We start from the raw sequence: 16,001 nt of genomic DNA, 5'->3' as shown, positions 1-16,001 counted from the left end.
AATCATAAAAGTTACCTTAATTTCTCCGCTGCAAACTCTTCCAATATCGATTTCAAACCTTCCGGATTGCTAATCATCGGCAAGTGTCCGGTGTCCAAACTTCGAACGGTTTGCGGGGCGAAGTTTGCGATCATCTTCTCTTGTAAAGTTTGGCTGAATTCTTGGTCCTTGTTTAATTTTACATATAGCTTGGGTACATCCGGAACCGGCACGTCGATTCGGTCGGTATATACGCGTACGGCCTCGGGAGTGAATCCTTTTATGATTTCCGCAGTTTGGTCCGGTGAGAGATCGTTGCATAAACCCGTTCGGAGGGAAGACTCCGGCGGTTTCGTGCCTGCAGCACGCATGATCAGAGACATGAGCAGACGCTGGGGGAACGGCAATGCGGATAAAAAAGAACCCCCGTTCTTAGGTATGGCTGCCCCTACAGCGATCACCCCCGCCAACCGATCACTCAATAAAGAAGCAAGCCTAGGAGCGAGAACGCCTCCAAGCGAATGGGCAACGATTACAATTTTATGAGTCCCCCATTCATCGATTTGCCGTTTCAGATATGTCACATAATCCTCCAAGGAAAGACCGCTTCTTGCATCGAAAGACCCTTCTCTTTGAGGAAACTCGGCAAGTAGACAGGGATAGTCGAACCCCTCCACAACGTTACTCCAAATCTGGCCTTTCAAGCCTGCTCCATGGACGAAAACAAAGCCGATTTTTTCCGATGATTGCTTATTCACTAGAATCATGCCCCCGTTAGTTGTAAGTTTAGATGACTTATAGGATAATGATAGCACTTAAATAAGACAATTCTTGTCTTATTTATACGTTAAAATGAAATAAACGATCGGACATGAGGTGGACTCTTGCAAAAAAAATCACAGCGTCTCATCCAATTGATTATGCGGATCAACGCCAAACCATCCTTTACCGTCAGAGAACTGGCCGATGAATTTGGCTTGTCCACTCGAACGATTACGAGAGACTTGCTAGAACTAAGCGAACTCGGCGTTCCGGTATATTCCATTCAGGGAAAGGGAGGCGGCTACAGGCTGCTCCAAGAGAGACTCTTGCCGCCGATCAGCTTTACGGAGGGCGAGGCTCTCGCCATGTTTTTCGCGTGTCAATCGATGGATCATTATAGCTCCTTGCCTTTTGGAAAGGGAGCCGATTCGGCACTTCAAAAGTTTTATCATTATTTGCCTGCCGATATAAAAGAACAGATTGACCGCCTAGAGAACAGGGTCATGTTCTGGAGTCCGTACCGATGGATGTCGGCGGAGATTCTTCAAACTCTTCTGAAAGCGATTATGATCGGTAGTGTTGTCAACATCGAGTACCGGTCCAGCAGTGGAGTGTCGGAGCGGAATATCCAGCCGATCGGCCTGTATGCCAGTTCCGGGTACTGGTATTGTCCTGCTTATTGTTTCACGAAGGAGGACATAAGACAGTTCAGGGCCGATCGAATCCTTTCCGCTACTATCGACGAAACCGTTGCTTGCCGGCCGGACATAAGCCGGAAGACGTTGTTGGATAAACCGGATAAGAAGGACCGGGAACAGATTACCCTTGAACTTGAATTGACGCCTAAAGGAGTATGGCTGTTGGAATCGAACCCTCGGTTTGGTCCATCCATACGGCAAAATGAGGATGGAAGCGGAGTCGTGACGATGAAAATAGCGAAAGAGGACATGAGCTTTCACGTTGACTTGATCTGGCAATTCGGGGATGAAGTCAAAATAGTGGCGCCTGCTGAGGCTACGGAATACATCCTTCGAAAAATTGAGACCATGCGATCGCTTTATCATCAATAGAGGCGGCATCGACATAGCGACCAATCTATGATATGGTGGATAAAACCCATGGGCATTCCACTCCTCCGAGTGGAGTGCCTTCGTCTGTATTTACGGGTTTTTTACATTTAATGTATGACTATCTACTTGGAAGGATGGAGGTCGCGATGCTATGTTTCTCTATTGATCCCCGCTCAGGGGCGGTTCGATGGTTGCTGTTATAGCGCTAAGATCACTCATGTAAAGGAGAGGTAGAGCATGGCTGCATGCATTCATACAGAAAGACGTCCTCGTTTAAATTCTTCGGGGCTGCGTAATTTGCGTCAGGAGGGGCGTTTGCCGGGGGTTGTGTTCGGTAAAAACGCAGGTAACGAAAGCATTCATATTTCCACCAAACAATTTGAAAAATGGCTGAAGCAAGGGGCATCCGGTTTTATTGAACTGGAGATGGAAGGCGAGCAATCACTGACGGTGTTGCTGGAGGATCTTCAGCGGAATCCGGTAACCCGTGAGCTGGTGCATGTAGACTTTCAACTCGTTCAGTCGGGTGAAGTTATTCGTACGAAGCTCGGGGTGAAATTTGTAGGGACGCCAATCGGAACGAAGTCGGGCGGGGTTGTGCAAATCCAGGATCCGTTCGTAGAAGTGGAAGCGTTGCCGAAAGACCTGCCGGCATCCATCGAACTGGACATCAGTACGATGGAAATCGGAGATACGCGCTTCATCAAAGACCTGGCCCTACCGCCGGAAGTGACGGTCATCTCCGGAGATAACGAGCTTCTCGTATCGGTATCGAAGCCATAATACTCATCAAGTGTAATGACCTTAAATAGCCAGACAGAAAAATAATAGACAGTTTATATAAATGAGCCCGGTGCAATGCAAGGGCTCATTTTCATTTATGCCTCATGCTTGATTTGAGCAAACCTTCTTTATGTGCAGAGTTGACTAGACACCAAATGGTGTCTTATAATCAAATGGACTCCAAAAGGTGTCCGATCAAGAATACAACAAAAGAGAAATCTGGTGAATTGCTATGGGCCAAGCTGCTCATATACGGGATGTGTTTGACGCGATTGCAGATCCGACGAGACGCCGACTGATTCATTTGTTGTCGGATGTAGACGAGTTGCCGCTTCATGAGATCACACCATATTTTCCAATGGGGCGAACGGCGGTGTCGAAGCATTTGACGATTCTGAAAGAGGCAAGTCTGGTGCATGATCGTAAAGTCGGCAGGGAAACGCGATACAAGTTAAACGCATCTCCGCTTAAAGAAGTGGAGGATTGGGTTGCTTTCTACAAAAAGTATTGGAATAACAATATGATGCGTTTGGGCCAGCTATTGGAGGAGGAAGACGAATGAGTTTATCGTTAAACATGGATTTTCAATTCACGACATCGGTAGAGAAGCTGTGGTCTGCCTTGACCGATTCAAACAAATTAGCCAAGTGGATAGCGGATAATGATTTTAAGCCTGTCGTCGGACACCGCTTCCAGTTTCGCCATCAACCGAACGAGTATTGGGATGGGATCGTAGACAGCGAAGTACTTATCGTAGATGAACCGACCCTGCTGTCCTTTACTTGGGCTGTCGGGGACGAGAGACATACGGTAACCTTGACGGTACAGGATTTGGGAGATGGAAAGGTAAACCTGCGTCTCGAGCAGACCGGAATTACGAATGAACAAGGACTTGTAGGCGCTAAGTATGGCTGGATGGCATGGATCGACAAGCTTGAAAAGGTGTTGGAATCATAAATTCGGGATGAAAACAGCAAGAGCAGACGGGAGGATACGACGAAGAAGGAGTTGGGAACGTGGGTTTTTTTCAGGATAATTTAGTGCCGTTTTTCAAAAAGAGAGAGCTGCAGTTTATAGAAAGTTATAAGGAATCGGATGATGTATACACGTTTGTGTTTGAAAAAGGGGAAGATCTGACGTGGAAGGCAGGTCAATATGGATTGTTTACTATTACGCATAAATCCATAAAAAACGGTACGCGTCCTTTCAGTGTGTCCTCCGCTCCGTCTGAGGATGTGGTGAGAATTACGACACGGATCGGTGAGCAACGGAGTGAATTTAAAAGTTCATTGCTGGAATTAACGCAAGGCATGAAAATAACGATGCGCGGACCGGTGGGACCTTTTTATCTCAATGACGATAGCCCGATACTTTTGATCGCCGGCGGGATCGGCATTACACCGTTTCGGTCGATCCTTAAGCAAATTGGGGAAGCTGAAATACAAATTCATCTTCTCTATCTGGATGGGAAAAAGGAGTACCTATTTAAGGATGAACTTGATGAAATGGCGAAACGCGCTCAGGTAAGTGTAACTTATTTGAATTCGAGGGACGAATTGCATCAGGAGATACATAAGTTCAGCACGTTACATAAAGACAATGGGAAGTACTATGTTGCCGGGCCAAAATCTTTGGTAGAGTCGGTTTCAAGCTACTTACAGAGCAATCAAGTCTCTAAACGGAACATCAAAAAGGATGCCTTTTTCGGGTATTAGGTTACGGGGGGTGACAGTATGGACGTGTTTGCGGAATTTTTGAATGGAATCGCTAACCCGCAGCATCGGGCACGCATGGAAGAGATGTTGTCCTGGGTTATGGAGAAGTTTCCGAATGTAGAGCCGACGCTGAAGTGGAACCAGCCCATGTTTACCGATCACGGAACATACATTATCGGCTTTAGCGTATCCAAGAAACATATCGCCGTTTCTCCTGAGCAAGCGGGCATGGTCCGTTTTTCCGGGGAGATTTCGAAGGCCGGCTATGACCAAACGAAGGAGTTAATGCGGATCCCGTGGGACCAACCGGTGGATTATTCATTACTTGAAAAAATGATAGAGTTTAATGTTACGGATAAGGCAGGCTGCACAACCTTTTGGAGATAATGGAAACTGAATTGATGAAAGTGAGGAAACGGGCTAGCCGCGATGGTTAGCCTGTTTTCGTTAGAGAGCCGGAAGCGTTGAATAGGCTCCATGATATGTAATTTCAAATGCAAAAGCTTTAAATGATTAGTTTTGCGTATGCGGAATGTTTAGTAAAATCGACTCCAGAAGCCTGCAAGCGCTTTCTAAAATGATTCGTAACGGATATGGAGGTAATCGAATGCTGCAGAAGAACGAATTGGCGCACCGAATGGCAAGCAAGACGATCAAGCTTGTGGATGCGACGGGAAATCCCGTTTCAGGAAAGGAAGTAGCAATTCATCAGACAAACCATCAATTTTTATTCGGTTGCGGCATTTTTGATGCCATTGAAGTAGCCAATCAAAATGTGCCGGCGGATCGTCTTGCTTTTTTGGAGCAGAAATTGGATCTATTCCTGGATGTATTTAACTTTGCAACGCTGCCTTTTTACTGGGGGATGTTCGAGCCGGAGAAAGGCAAACCAAGGACAAAGGAATTACAGGTGGCCGCAAAGTGGTTGAAAGAAAGGAATATTGCCGTGAAAGGTCACCCACTATGCTGGCATACCGCCACGGTGCCATGGCTCCTGGATCTGAGCAACGAGGAAATCCTCAAGGCGCAGTTTGCCAGAATCGAGCGGGATGTCGCCGACTTTAAAGGCTTAATCGATATGTGGGATGTTATCAATGAAGTGGTGATTATGCCGATCTTCGACAAGTACGATAACGGGATTACGAGAATCAGCAAAGATCTTGGCCGCGTAGGCATTATTAAAGAAATGTTTGCGAAAACGCGTGAAATGAACCCCGGCGCCACCCTCTTGTTAAATGACTTTAATACGTCAATAAACTATGAAATCCTTATCGACGGATGTTTAAACGCGGGGATATCCATTGACGCCATTGGCATTCAATCGCATCAGCATCAGGGATATTGGGGACGTGAAAAGTTAGAAGAGGTTTTGGAACGCTTCTCGCATTTCGGGCTTCCGATTCACTTTACGGAAAACACGTTGACCTCCGGGCATACCATGCCGGCCGACATTGAAGATTTGAACGATTACCGGATTCCGGATTGGCCGTCTACGCCGGAATTCGAAGAACGCCAGGCTAGGGAAGTAGAAGAGATGTATTCGATTTTGTTTAAACATCCTTTGGTGGAAGGCATTACGGCCTGGAACTTCAGTGATGAGGGCGCATGGCTTGGGGCTCCCGCCGGATTGGTCAGAAAAGATAACACCCCGAAACCTGCATACGAATTGCTGAAGAGACTGATTAAAGATGAATGGTCTACCCATGTGACGGAGACAACCGACGATGCAGGAACGGTTTCTTTCGATGGATTCCTCGGTGACTATGAGCTGGTTTGCGGAGATAAAAAGGTTAGCTTTACAGTAGACAAGGATCATGGAACGGTGCAGCTGGCCATTTAAAAAAGAATTCACCTGACAACATCAATGCAGATGAAGGCAGTCGATCATGATGGACATGATCGGCTGCCTTTTTGCGTTGGCGGATGGAGGGATGCTCCCCGTCGGCCGCCGCCTGTTGATCAACCTTCATTTTCTGCCTTCAACTTGTTCATCTCGGTTAATGTCATTTCATTGCACTGCTTGATAAAATCAAGGATCAGCTGCAAATCCCGTTCTGAATACTGCGAGAGGATTCGAAGCGTGGACTGCATGACGGATTCAAACATAGGCGAAATACGATCCGGCCCTTCCGGTACGGGCTTGACGACCACGCGTCTTCGATCATTCGGATCTTTATCCCTAACAACGTATCCTGCTTGTTCCAACCGGTCGATGACACTTGTAACCGCCCCGGTTGTAAGGCCGGTCAGTTGTGCCAGCTGTCCGGCGGTTACGGAGCCTGCGCGATTTATGTAATCCAGGCATTTGTGATCGGTGGCGTTCAGCCCCAGCTTTTCGGAAATGAATTGATGAAACATGACGGCGCGCGCGCTGTTTTGCCGTAGTTCATTCAGTAAATCTTGCTGCAAAGAAGAAAGCTCGGGGAAAGGGGAAGAGTCCCTTGACATTTACATACCTCCAAGTTAAGATAAATTTATCTTAATTCATTAAGATATTTAAAATATAAAGATAATCACAAAGTTAAGAAAGTTTATGCATCGAACTTTTTTGGAACCAAGTATACCACAATGAAAGGAGCGGATCGACATGGATAAGCAAGCAGAGGATATTCAACAGATTGAGTCCCTTTTTCGGAAATTGAAAATGGCTTGGGATCAGGGGGATGCATCGGCATATGGTTCCTGCTTTACGGAAGATGCCGACTATGTAACGTTTCAGGGAGAACATTTGCAGGGAAGAGAGGCGATTTCCGATACCCATCAAGTGCTATGGAACAGTGTTTTGAAAGGATCGACGCTGGAGGGGGAGATCAAGAACATCCGTTTTATTTCCCCGGAGATGGCGGTCTTTCATGGTCTCGGCGTTGTTAAATTAAAGTGGCAAAAAAAGGCCCCCGTCAAACGAGATTCAATTAATACCAACGTCGTTGTGAAGCAAAATGACAAGTGGATCATCGCGGCGTTTCAGAACAGCAGGATTTCCCGGCCGGGCCTTATGCAAAAAATATTCATGAAGCTCAGCAAAGCATGAGAACGACAGGCAGGCTTACTTAAGCCTATTAGAAGGATGATCACCGGGCGATCCTGTGGTAAACTATGACAAAATACACACCAACTTTTCCCCGCCAGAAGGAGGATACTATGAGCGAGACGGCAGTGGATCTGCAGTTACTGGAGAATTTAAAACCGGGGCTAACCTCGTTTTGCTACCGAATGCTGGGATCCATCGATGACGCTGACGATGCGGTTCAGGAAACGTATATCCGGGCTTGGCAAAGCTGGGGTTCCTTCAGGCAGGAATCGTCGCACAAAACGTGGATCTACCGAATCGCCTCCAACTTGTGCCTGGATAAATTAAGACAAGCCAAACGTCGCACGTTGCCCGTGGACCTGTCCGACCCGGCAATGTCCATTATCGAACCTCGCGAAACGTTACCCGACTCCTCTTGGATCTGGCTTGCTCCCGACTTTGGGGAGAATCCCGAAGATGCGCTTATTCGCAAAGATAACCTGCAACTCGCCTTCATCGCACTCTTGCAAACTTTACCGCCTCGCCAACGCGCCGTTCTTATTTTGAAGGATGTGTTTGACTGGTCCTCCAAACAGATCGCGGAAACGTTGGGGATGTCGCCGGCCGCCGTGAACAGCGCCTTGCAAAGAGCCAGGGAGACGATGAGCAGGGCTCAGCTCCGGTCCGACGAGCTCAGCCGGATGGATGCCGAGCCTGATCGCGAGCTGCTGTCGCGGTATGTGGATGCCTTTGAACAATTCGATATCGATGCGCTGGTCGCGTTATTCCATGAGGAGGGTTGCATGTCCATGCCGCCTTTTGCCATGTGGGTTCGCGGCAAGGACGATTTGTTCGCATTTTTCTCGCTGACCCGACCGCATTGCGAAGGCTCCCGCTTCGTGCCGGTTACCGTGAATGGCGGTTATCCCGCCCTTGCGCAGTACATGCCGAATCCGGAGGATGCATCTATCCTTATCCCTTGGGGAATACATGTGCTCGAGGTCAAAGATCATCAAATCCTCCACGTCCAAAATTTCATTAACAAAAAATTATTTTTGCGATTTGGACTGCCGGAGCAAATTCGCCGATGAATTTCGAATCCGAATGACGTCTATATTATTGAAATTCAAAAACGATGATCATTAGCGAGGTGTTCTTTTAAAATGGAAACGAATCATCCGACAAAAGTAACGGTTCAGGCCGTCGTTCAGGCGCCTATTGAAAAGGTATGGAGCTGCTGGACGGAGCCGCAGCACATTACGAAGTGGAATCAAGCATCCGAAGACTGGCACGCGCCGAGGGCGGAGAATGATTTGCGGCCCGGCGGCAAGTTCGTAACCCGGATGGAAGCGAAGGATGGCAGCATGGGTTTTGATATGGGCGGGGTATATGACGAAGTGAAAACGCATGAATTGATCTCATATACCATGGGAGACGGGAGAAAGGTTGAGATCACCTTCACGGCTCAAGGCGGCGAAACCAAAGTCGTTGAAACGTTCGACGCGGAAAGCACGCATCCGGTCGAATTCCAGCAAGCGGGCTGGCAAGCGATTATGGACAATTTCAAAAAGTATACGGAAGAATCCTAAGAGTAACCCCTGGCGCCCAATCGGGCGCTTTTATTTTTGTTTAATTTCCCCCGTAGACGTATCCGCTTGCGGGCGCTACACTAGGAAGGCGACAGAGAAAAAACAGAGTAGGAGCTTGTAAAACGTGACCATAACAAACCATACTCCATCATGGAAAAAACTTAGTCTTTTTGCCGTGACCTGGCCCATTTTCATCGACTCCGTGCTGCGGATGATGCTCGGCACCGTCGATGTGTTCATGTTAAGCCGCATCTCCGACAAGGCGACGGGGGCCGTAGGCTTGGCCAACGAAATCATTTACTTTTGCATTCTGATGTTCGGTTTTGTCGGCATCGGCACCAGCGTCGCGGTTTCCCAATATATCGGGGCCGGGCGGGAGAAAGAGGCGAGCCGGATCGCGGCGCTGGCGATTTCGATGAATCTGATCTTCGGCATCCTCGTCAGCATCGTGCTTGTTGGTTTCGGAGAACCTCTCCTGAGGCTGTTGAACTTGAATCCCGAACAAATCGGCATTGCCAGCCATTATCTTAAAATTATCGGCGGTTTTATGTGGGTCGAGGCGCTGTCTTACGCCGTTTCGTCGGTCATCCGTTCGAGCGGAAACACCAAAAGCGTCATGTACGTCACGCTAGGCGTCAATGTCCTCCATGTGATCGGCAATTATTTGCTCATTTTCGGCAACCTGGGCTTCCCGGAATGGGGCGTCACAGGGGCGGCCATCTCCACGGTCGTTAGCCGTTTGGTCGGCATTGTCATTCTATTCATCATTTTGTACCGCCGGATTCCCGCACCGATTCGCCGGAAGGATTACGTGACCTGGAACGGTCCTTACGTCAAACAGATTATGAGTATCGGCTTGCCGGCCGCAGGGGAGCATCTGGCCTGGCAGTCGCAATACCTCATGATTATCGGTTTCGTCAATATGATCGGCATCACCGCGTTAAATACGCATGTATATGTGATGAATGTATCGAACTATTTTATGGCGCTGGCGTTGGCGATCGGGGCCGGGACGGAAATCATCGTCGGACAAATGGTCGGTGCCGGGGAAATGAAGGCAGCTTACCGGAGGCTGTTAAAAAGCGTGAGGATCAGCTTCCTGTTAACGCTGGCTGTCGTTGGCGTGGCATCGATCTTTCGGCATGACCTCATCGGGATGTTTACAAAGGACCCGGAGATTATTGCCGCCGGAGCGAGTATTTTTTTGCTGTCGATCGTCCTTGAACCCGGCCGGACCTTTAACATGGTCATTATCAATTCGCTTCGGGCCGCCGGGGATGCGCGCTTTCCCGTGTTGATGGGCGTGATCTCCATGTGGGGAGTCGCGGTTCCGCTAGCCTATGCGCTGGGCATTCACTTCGGGATGGGGCTGCTTGGCATATGGATCGCTTTTGCGGTGGACGAATGGCTGCGCGGGGTCATTATGCTGCTTCGCTGGAGAAGCCGGGCCTGGGAGAAGAAAGCGCTCGTGAAGCCGGTTTCGGTTCCGGAAGGAAGCGTGGGAGCGTAGTTAAAATAATTTCACAAACAAAGTCACTTCTCATGAGGAGTGGCTTTTTATTTGTGAGTCCGGATTTCACGATACACCGATGAATTTACGGTACCTAAGTCGTCAATATAAATGAATCGAAATTAATCCAAACTCAAGGAGGCACAATTGATGTCTGTTAAACTCACCCCGTATATTACTTTGGAGGGAAAAGCAAGGGAAGCGATTCAGTTTTATGAACAAGTCCTCGATGCAAAGGTTCTGTCGATCTTTGCTTACGGAGACATGCCGGAAATGGCGAATACTTTTAATGACGAGCTGAAAAACCTGGTGGCGAACGCAAGGCTACAAGTCGGCGATTCGGAACTCATGTTTTCCGATGATCCGCGCGGTATAGCTATTGCAAACGGAAAAAAGGTCACCATTTGCATCACAACAAACGACGTGGAAAAATCAAGACGAATTTTTGAAGCCCTGCGGCAAGGCGGTCAAGTCAATCTGCCGTTTCAGGAAGAGTCTTTTAGCCCCGGATTTGGCGACGTGACGGACAAATTCGGCGTCACCTTTCAAATTTATACGGAAATTCAAGAATAAATTACATGGAAGAGTTGCCCGAATGACGGCGCGGCTCTTTTTTTTTGCATGGTATGGTCTATCCGTGATCCGACCCGTGAATTCGGCCGACTCTTCCAGAAATCAGATAAAAAGTAGGTGGTTCCAGGACAAACGAACACTATAATGGAAATAAGATACATAGTTCAACTCAGATAGGAACTAGGAGTGATACGGGATGATCGTTCTGAGAGATATTGGAAGGTTCAAGGAACTGCCGGAAATTGCAATGCACATTTACAAAGGAGATATTCCGGCTTTACAAGCTGCAATTGCAGCAGGCTGGGATATCGAGGAGCGCTTCGTACTCAGCAAGTACACCAAGTTAAGTCCGTTGGACCTGGCGCTTGTAACGCAAAGAGCCGATGTTGTAAAGCTGCTTGTAGAGCATGGCGCCAACCTGAATGTGAAACAGAATCCGGCTTTTTTGCGAGCTGTCCGCTATTGCAAGGAGGACCTCGTTCGCTACATTGCCGGGCAAGGAGCCAAGCTGGACATGCTCAATCACACGGGATCGGGTGCTTATTCGGAGGCCTACTACGGCAACAAGAAGAATATCCCGCTTATCCATGAGCTGGGTCTGGATATTAAGGAGCATGGCGGTGCCATATTGCGCGATGCCGTGTCGGACCATGACTTTAAGACGCTCACGTATCTGCTCGATCAAGGGGTGAACATCAATTACAACAAACCGGATATGGTCTATCCTTATCAAGCGACTCCGTTAACGGTTGCTGCACGTATGGGCAGTATGGCCATGGTCAAATTTTTGATTGAACGCGGCGCGGATGTGACTTTAGCGGAAAAGGACGGGGATCGGCCGTATACGATTGCGGTCAGCAACAAGAATACCGTCCTGGCCGATTACTTGAAGTCGCTGGAGCCGGCCGATTTTCACAACGCGGAAAACAAAAAGAATGAGCTGAAAAAATATAAATTAACCGATGAACTGGTCAACTTTCTTACTGGAGACAAGCTGCGTCTTGAATTGGCGCAAAATGAGTATGAAATCGGATATATCGACTTTTTCGCATTGACCGACACGATCGAGATGAAAATCGGCAGGCAAAAGCTGCTGCGTCTATCCGCCGATATCGATAATTACTCCGATTTGCAGCTCGTTTGGAATCCGAAGAACAAAGGCCGGATAGGCTGTTATGACGTGGAGCATCAGAATTATGCGGATTTATGCAGCTTTACCGAGTTCCTTGTACAGCCCGAAACACACCTCATCAAGTTTCTTGAGGGAGAGTTGTAATATGCCTATCGCAAATTTCGTCTTATTTCCTCTCCTGCACGGTCTCTCCTTCAATTAAAACAGGCTGATAATAGACATTGTCCCGGAGATCCTTCTTCCCCTGCAGCTTTTTAATGACCCAGTCGGCGGCGTCGCGGCCCATTTGCTCCTGGGGATGGGTCAACGTCGTCAGCTTGATGTTCGCATTCTTGGCAATATAAGAATTATCCTGGCCGATTACCGACAAGTCTTCCGGTACCGCGAGCTCCAGCTGCCGGCATACATTGATCACCTCAAGGCCTACCTCATCGTTGTAGCAGACAATGGCCGTTAACGCATCCCGGTTGTCCGCCAGGAATGTCTTTAAGTTTACGGATAAGTCCTGCTTCGTTTCTGTATCGAAAGAAAGCACCTGCTCCGGGCTGAACCGCAACTTGGCTTCCCCCAGCGCTTTAATGTACCCCTTCATGCGGTATTTTCCTTGTAGATCGTCCATTTTGGCAATGATTCCGATTTGGGTATGCCCTTTGGAAATCAGTTCCCGGGTCGCCAGATAGCTGGATTGGACGTCGTCGAGACACAGGAAAGGCACCTCAAGCTCTTCATAATAAGCATTGATCATGATAAAGGGAACATTCTGTTCCTTGAACGACAAGTAATAAGCGATGTTGGGATTGTACAGATTGCTCTTCGTGGGCTCGATGATCAGACCGTCCACGCCATAAGACAGCATCATCTCCAGCGCTTTTTTTTCCTGGGCGACATCATTATTGGTACTGGCCAATAGCAGCGAATAATTATCCTCGTTCAAGCGGCTTTCGATTCCCCGAATAATGGAGGGAAAGATATAATCCGAGAGGTAGGTCGTGATGACCCCGATGGTCCGCTGATTGGCGTTTCCGCCGGATTTGGCCCGATACTGGCTGCTGACGTAGGTGCCGGAGCCTTTTTCGCTTCTCAAAAAGCCCTCCTTGGACAATTCCATAATCGCCTTTCGAACCGTCTGCCGGCTGACGCTATACCTGTCCTGCAGGGCCGACTCCGTCGGAATTTGTTCGCCCACGCTGTAAGTGCCCGATAGAATATCGCTTTTTATATCCTCAAGGATGACCTGATATTTTGGTTTCATCTCGATTCACTTCTTTCACCGTTGTTCGAATACGAATTGCTTTGCTGTTCTGAAGTTGTATGTACATATTTTAACATGAATATAACGATATTATAATCGAATAGCCCATATCTATAAATATGAAACTAAATATCGTTTGAGAGAATAGCTTTTGTTACAGTTGTAAGTATATCTTTTCACTTGTATTGACAAATGTACGAACAAAAAATATACTAGGGCTGACAATAAAGGAAAGCGTATTCTTACTAAAATACATGTAAAAAAACAGTTGCAGAGGGGAGAAGGGCGAGCATGGATCAGGACGTCAAACAAGCGATTGCCAACGGAGCAACCTCCCTTGGGATCGAATTAGGATCCACACGCATCAAGGCGGTGCTGATCGATTCCCGGTTCGAGACGATCGCATCGGGAAGCTATGAGTGGGAAAACCTCCTGATAGACGGATATTGGACGTACAACTTGGAGGATATCATCAAAGGTCTGCAAGAGGCCTATCGCGAAATGAAGCAAGAGGTGGAGCGGCAATATGGAGTTACCCTTCAATCGGTCGGTTCGATCGGCTTCTCCGCGATGATGCACGGGTATATGGCTTTTGACAGCGCGGGAGAGCTGCTGGTTCCGTTCCGGACCTGGCGGAATGCCACGACCGGCGCAGCGGCGAAAGCTTTGACGGACTTGTTCCGGTTCAACATCCCCGAACGCTGGAGTATTGCGCATCTGTATCAAGCGATATTGAACGAAGAGCAGCATGTCCCTCAGATCGACTACCTGACCACCTTGGCCGGATATATTCACTGGAAGCTCACCGGAAATCGTGCTTTGGGTATCGGTGATGCTTCGGGCGTGTTCCCGATTGATGAGGCTTCGCAAGATTACAACGCCTCGATGATCCGGCAGTTTGATGAACTCGTTGCGGCCAAGGGATACCCTTGGAAGCTCAGCAATATTCTGCCCAAGGTCTATAACGCGGGCGAACAGGCCGGCGTATTAACCGCGGAAGGGGCCGCTATTTTAGACCCGTCCGGGGATTTGCAAGCGGGGATTCCTTTGTGTCCTCCGGAAGGCGATGCCGGAACGGGAATGGTTGCCACGAACAGCGTAAGAAAGCGGACCGGCAACATTTCGGTGGGAACCTCGGTTTTCGCCATGATCGTACTGGAGAAGGAGCTTTCGGCGGTATATCCGGAGATCGACATGGTCACCACGCCGGACGGCAGCCCGGTCGGCATGGTGCATGCCAACAACTGCTCCAGCGATATCAATGCCTGGTTGGGCCTGTTCCGCGAGTTCTATGAGGCGATGGGGCAAAAGGCGGATGTCGGCCAATTATTCAGCGTCATGTTCAATAAAGCGTTGGAGGCCGATCCCGATGGCGGGGGCTTGCTCAGCTACGGCTATTTCTCGGGAGAGAACATTACCGGCATCGACAAAGGGCGTCCTTTGTTCGTCCGCTCGCCGGAGAGCCGATTTAATTTGGCCAATTTCATGCGGACGCATCTGTTTACCGCTTTTGCCGCTTTAAAGATCGGAATGGACATTCTGACCAAAAAAGAGGACGTGGCAATCGACAGCATACTGGCTCATGGCGGGTTGTTCAAGACCCCGGTCGTTGGGCAGAAAATGGTCGCGGCCGCGCTTAATGTCCCGGTTTCCGTTATGGCAACTGCCGGAGAAGGCGGAGCATGGGGAATGGCGATCCTGGCGGCTTATCTGACGAACAAAGAGGAGCAGGAACGTCTGGACGACTTCCTCGAGAACAAGGTCTTTAAGGACGCGGAGGGACAAGAAATTCATCCCGATGCCGCGGATGTGAAAGGCTTTGAGCTCTTCATGGAAAGATACATCAAGGGTCTTGCGATTGAGCAGGCTGCTGTAGATCATCTGGTGGAGAACTGGAGGGAAAAAGATGTTAGAGAGACTGAAAGAAGAAGTCTATGAGGCCAATCTGGATCTGCCCAAGCATGGGCTTGTGAAATATACATGGGGCAATGTGAGCGCGGTTGACCGGGAAAGCCAGCTGTTCGTGATCAAGCCGAGCGGCGTCAGCTACGACAAAATGAAGCCCAGCGATATGGTGGTCGTCGATTTCGACGGAAATGTGGTTGAAGGAGACCTTCGGCCTTCATCCGATACGCCGACTCACGCCGTGCTCTACAAGCATTACGCGGAGATCGGCGGCATCGTGCACACGCACTCGACATGGGCGACGGTTTGGGCTCAAGCCGGATTGGACGTCCCGGTGATGGGAACGACGCATGCCGACACCTTCTACGGATCCGTGCCTTGCGCCCGCTTCCTGACTCAAGAAGAGGTCGACCGCGGCTATGAAACGGAGACCGGGCGCGTCATCATCGAGACTTTCGAGCAGCGGGGCCTGGATATTATGGCGGTTCCCGGTGTTCTGCTTAAGGGCCATGCCCCATTCACTTGGGGGAAAAATGCGCAGTCGGCGGTCATGAACAGCGTGGTGCTGGAGGAAGTCTGCAAAATGAATTTGTTTGCCCGCAGCTTGAACCATTTTGCCGAAGAATTGCCGCAGCGGATCCTGGATAAGCACTATTTGCGGAAGCATGGGAAAGACGCTTATTACGGCCAAAAGTAATCCTTTAATATCAAATAAGGAGAG

General features: G+C 48.9%; 18 protein-coding genes. 15 read left to right on the top strand and 3 right to left on the bottom strand.

The annotated features are described in order from the left end of the window. Window positions 1-11: 11 nt before the first annotated feature. Window positions 12-737: an alpha/beta fold hydrolase gene (locus tag ACSFXJ_RS25475; RefSeq protein ID WP_435923104.1), complete on the bottom strand. Its 726-nt coding sequence runs from the start codon at window positions 735-737 to the stop codon at window positions 12-14. A 126-nt stretch (window positions 738-863) separates the two neighbouring features. Between ACSFXJ_RS25475 and ACSFXJ_RS25470 the strand changes: the two genes are divergently transcribed. The 7 genes from ACSFXJ_RS25470 to ACSFXJ_RS25440 all read left to right on the top strand — a co-directional run bounded on the left by ACSFXJ_RS25470 (window position 864) and on the right by ACSFXJ_RS25440 (window position 6,149). Beyond that, the gene (locus tag ACSFXJ_RS25470; protein WP_435923103.1) at window positions 864-1,811 is read left to right on the top strand and encodes a helix-turn-helix transcriptional regulator; all 948 of its coding nucleotides are present in this window, start codon (window positions 864-866) and stop codon (window positions 1,809-1,811) included. Between the two features lie 237 nt (window positions 1,812-2,048). Then, entirely contained in the window at window positions 2,049-2,594 is a 546-nt protein-coding gene (locus ACSFXJ_RS25465; RefSeq protein ID WP_435923102.1) for a 50S ribosomal protein L25, read from the top strand. A gap of 232 nt (window positions 2,595-2,826) precedes the next feature. Continuing rightward, a complete protein-coding gene (locus ACSFXJ_RS25460) occupies window positions 2,827-3,156 on the top strand; it encodes an ArsR/SmtB family transcription factor (RefSeq protein ID WP_435923101.1) in 330 nt (109 codons plus the stop codon). Beyond that, window positions 3,153-3,551, top strand: a complete 399-nt coding sequence (locus tag ACSFXJ_RS25455) for an SRPBCC family protein (RefSeq protein ID WP_435923100.1) — start codon at window positions 3,153-3,155, stop codon at window positions 3,549-3,551. Before ACSFXJ_RS25460 ends, ACSFXJ_RS25455 begins: the two co-directional genes overlap by 4 nt. Before the next feature lie 59 nt (window positions 3,552-3,610). After that, on the top strand, window positions 3,611-4,309 hold the full coding sequence (locus ACSFXJ_RS25450; RefSeq protein ID WP_435923099.1) for an FAD-dependent oxidoreductase: 699 nt from the start codon (window positions 3,611-3,613) through the stop codon (window positions 4,307-4,309). Between the two features lie 18 nt (window positions 4,310-4,327). Beyond that, a complete protein-coding gene (locus ACSFXJ_RS25445) occupies window positions 4,328-4,696 on the top strand; it encodes an iron chaperone (RefSeq protein WP_435923098.1) in 369 nt (122 codons plus the stop codon). 220 nt (window positions 4,697-4,916) lie between these two features. Continuing rightward, window positions 4,917-6,149, top strand: coding sequence for an endo-1,4-beta-xylanase (locus ACSFXJ_RS25440; protein ID WP_435923097.1), 1,233 nt, complete (start codon window positions 4,917-4,919; stop codon window positions 6,147-6,149). Window positions 6,150-6,268: 119 nt separating this feature from the next. Here the strand turns inward: ACSFXJ_RS25440 and ACSFXJ_RS25435 are convergent, their stop codons facing one another. Beyond that, window positions 6,269-6,757: a MarR family transcriptional regulator gene (locus tag ACSFXJ_RS25435; RefSeq protein ID WP_435923095.1), complete on the bottom strand. Its 489-nt coding sequence runs from the start codon at window positions 6,755-6,757 to the stop codon at window positions 6,269-6,271. A 139-nt stretch (window positions 6,758-6,896) separates the two neighbouring features. On the opposite strand from ACSFXJ_RS25435, the gene ACSFXJ_RS25430 reads away from it, so the two are divergent. The 6 genes from ACSFXJ_RS25430 (at window position 6,897) to ACSFXJ_RS25405 (ending at window position 12,267) form a co-directional block, all read left to right on the top strand. Next, entirely contained in the window at window positions 6,897-7,340 is a 444-nt protein-coding gene (locus ACSFXJ_RS25430; RefSeq protein WP_435923094.1) for an SgcJ/EcaC family oxidoreductase, read from the top strand. 65 nt (window positions 7,341-7,405) lie between these two features. Continuing rightward, window positions 7,406-8,410, top strand: coding sequence for a sigma-70 family RNA polymerase sigma factor (locus ACSFXJ_RS25425; RefSeq protein WP_435923093.1), 1,005 nt, complete (start codon window positions 7,406-7,408; stop codon window positions 8,408-8,410). A 72-nt stretch (window positions 8,411-8,482) separates the two neighbouring features. Then, a complete protein-coding gene (locus ACSFXJ_RS25420; RefSeq protein WP_435923092.1) occupies window positions 8,483-8,908 on the top strand; it encodes an SRPBCC family protein in 426 nt (141 codons plus the stop codon). Between the two features lie 124 nt (window positions 8,909-9,032). Beyond that, entirely contained in the window at window positions 9,033-10,418 is a 1,386-nt protein-coding gene (locus tag ACSFXJ_RS25415; protein WP_435923091.1) for an MATE family efflux transporter, read from the top strand. A 150-nt stretch (window positions 10,419-10,568) separates the two neighbouring features. Next, a complete protein-coding gene (locus ACSFXJ_RS25410) occupies window positions 10,569-10,991 on the top strand; it encodes a VOC family protein (RefSeq protein ID WP_435923090.1) in 423 nt (140 codons plus the stop codon). Window positions 10,992-11,187: 196 nt separating this feature from the next. Beyond that, window positions 11,188-12,267 (top strand): ankyrin repeat domain-containing protein, encoded by a 1,080-nt coding sequence (locus ACSFXJ_RS25405; protein WP_435923089.1) that lies wholly within the window; start codon window positions 11,188-11,190, stop codon window positions 12,265-12,267. Between the two features lie 22 nt (window positions 12,268-12,289). Here the strand turns inward: ACSFXJ_RS25405 and ACSFXJ_RS25400 are convergent, their stop codons facing one another. Further along, window positions 12,290-13,375 carry a GntR family transcriptional regulator gene (locus tag ACSFXJ_RS25400; RefSeq protein ID WP_435923088.1) on the bottom strand — a complete coding sequence of 362 codons (1,086 nt, stop codon included), beginning with the start codon at window positions 13,373-13,375 and terminating at the stop codon, window positions 12,290-12,292. A gap of 291 nt (window positions 13,376-13,666) precedes the next feature. On the opposite strand from ACSFXJ_RS25400, the gene ACSFXJ_RS25395 reads away from it, so the two are divergent. Both ACSFXJ_RS25395 and ACSFXJ_RS25390 read left to right on the top strand, forming a co-directional pair. Further along, window positions 13,667-15,313 carry a xylulokinase gene (locus ACSFXJ_RS25395; protein ID WP_435923087.1) on the top strand — a complete coding sequence of 549 codons (1,647 nt, stop codon included), beginning with the start codon at window positions 13,667-13,669 and terminating at the stop codon, window positions 15,311-15,313. After that, entirely contained in the window at window positions 15,282-15,977 is a 696-nt protein-coding gene (locus ACSFXJ_RS25390; RefSeq protein WP_435923086.1) for an L-ribulose-5-phosphate 4-epimerase, read from the top strand. Before ACSFXJ_RS25395 ends, ACSFXJ_RS25390 begins: the two co-directional genes overlap by 32 nt. The last annotated feature ends 24 nt before the right edge of the window (window positions 15,978-16,001 follow it).

Source organism: Paenibacillus salivarius, assembly GCF_051307165.1.
Taxonomy (GTDB): domain Bacteria; phylum Bacillota; class Bacilli; order Paenibacillales; family Paenibacillaceae; genus Fontibacillus.
This window is presented reverse-complemented; position numbering and strand designations above follow the sequence as displayed.

What these genes read in the sequence shown, in the direction of transcription:
- ACSFXJ_RS25465 (WP_435923102.1), top strand. Translation starts at nt 2,049, where the DNA reads ATGGCTGCATGCATTCATACAGAAAGACGTCCTCGTTTAAATTCTTCG.
- ACSFXJ_RS25460 (WP_435923101.1), top strand. Translation starts at nt 2,827, where the DNA reads ATGGGCCAAGCTGCTCATATACGGGATGTGTTTGACGCGATTGCAGAT.
- ACSFXJ_RS25455 (WP_435923100.1), top strand. Translation starts at nt 3,153, where the DNA reads ATGAGTTTATCGTTAAACATGGATTTTCAATTCACGACATCGGTAGAG.
- ACSFXJ_RS25445 (WP_435923098.1), top strand. Translation starts at nt 4,328, where the DNA reads ATGGACGTGTTTGCGGAATTTTTGAATGGAATCGCTAACCCGCAGCAT.
- ACSFXJ_RS25440 (WP_435923097.1), top strand. Translation starts at nt 4,917, where the DNA reads ATGCTGCAGAAGAACGAATTGGCGCACCGAATGGCAAGCAAGACGATC.
- ACSFXJ_RS25435 (WP_435923095.1), bottom strand. Translation starts at nt 6,757, where the DNA reads ATGTCAAGGGACTCTTCCCCTTTCCCCGAGCTTTCTTCTTTGCAGCAA.
- ACSFXJ_RS25430 (WP_435923094.1), top strand. Translation starts at nt 6,897, where the DNA reads ATGGATAAGCAAGCAGAGGATATTCAACAGATTGAGTCCCTTTTTCGG.
- ACSFXJ_RS25425 (WP_435923093.1), top strand. Translation starts at nt 7,406, where the DNA reads ATGACAAAATACACACCAACTTTTCCCCGCCAGAAGGAGGATACTATG.
- ACSFXJ_RS25420 (WP_435923092.1), top strand. Translation starts at nt 8,483, where the DNA reads ATGGAAACGAATCATCCGACAAAAGTAACGGTTCAGGCCGTCGTTCAG.
- ACSFXJ_RS25410 (WP_435923090.1), top strand. Translation starts at nt 10,569, where the DNA reads ATGTCTGTTAAACTCACCCCGTATATTACTTTGGAGGGAAAAGCAAGG.
- ACSFXJ_RS25405 (WP_435923089.1), top strand. Translation starts at nt 11,188, where the DNA reads ATGATCGTTCTGAGAGATATTGGAAGGTTCAAGGAACTGCCGGAAATT.
- ACSFXJ_RS25400 (WP_435923088.1), bottom strand. Translation starts at nt 13,375, where the DNA reads ATGAAACCAAAATATCAGGTCATCCTTGAGGATATAAAAAGCGATATT.
- ACSFXJ_RS25395 (WP_435923087.1), top strand. Translation starts at nt 13,667, where the DNA reads ATGGATCAGGACGTCAAACAAGCGATTGCCAACGGAGCAACCTCCCTT.
- ACSFXJ_RS25390 (WP_435923086.1), top strand. Translation starts at nt 15,282, where the DNA reads ATGTTAGAGAGACTGAAAGAAGAAGTCTATGAGGCCAATCTGGATCTG.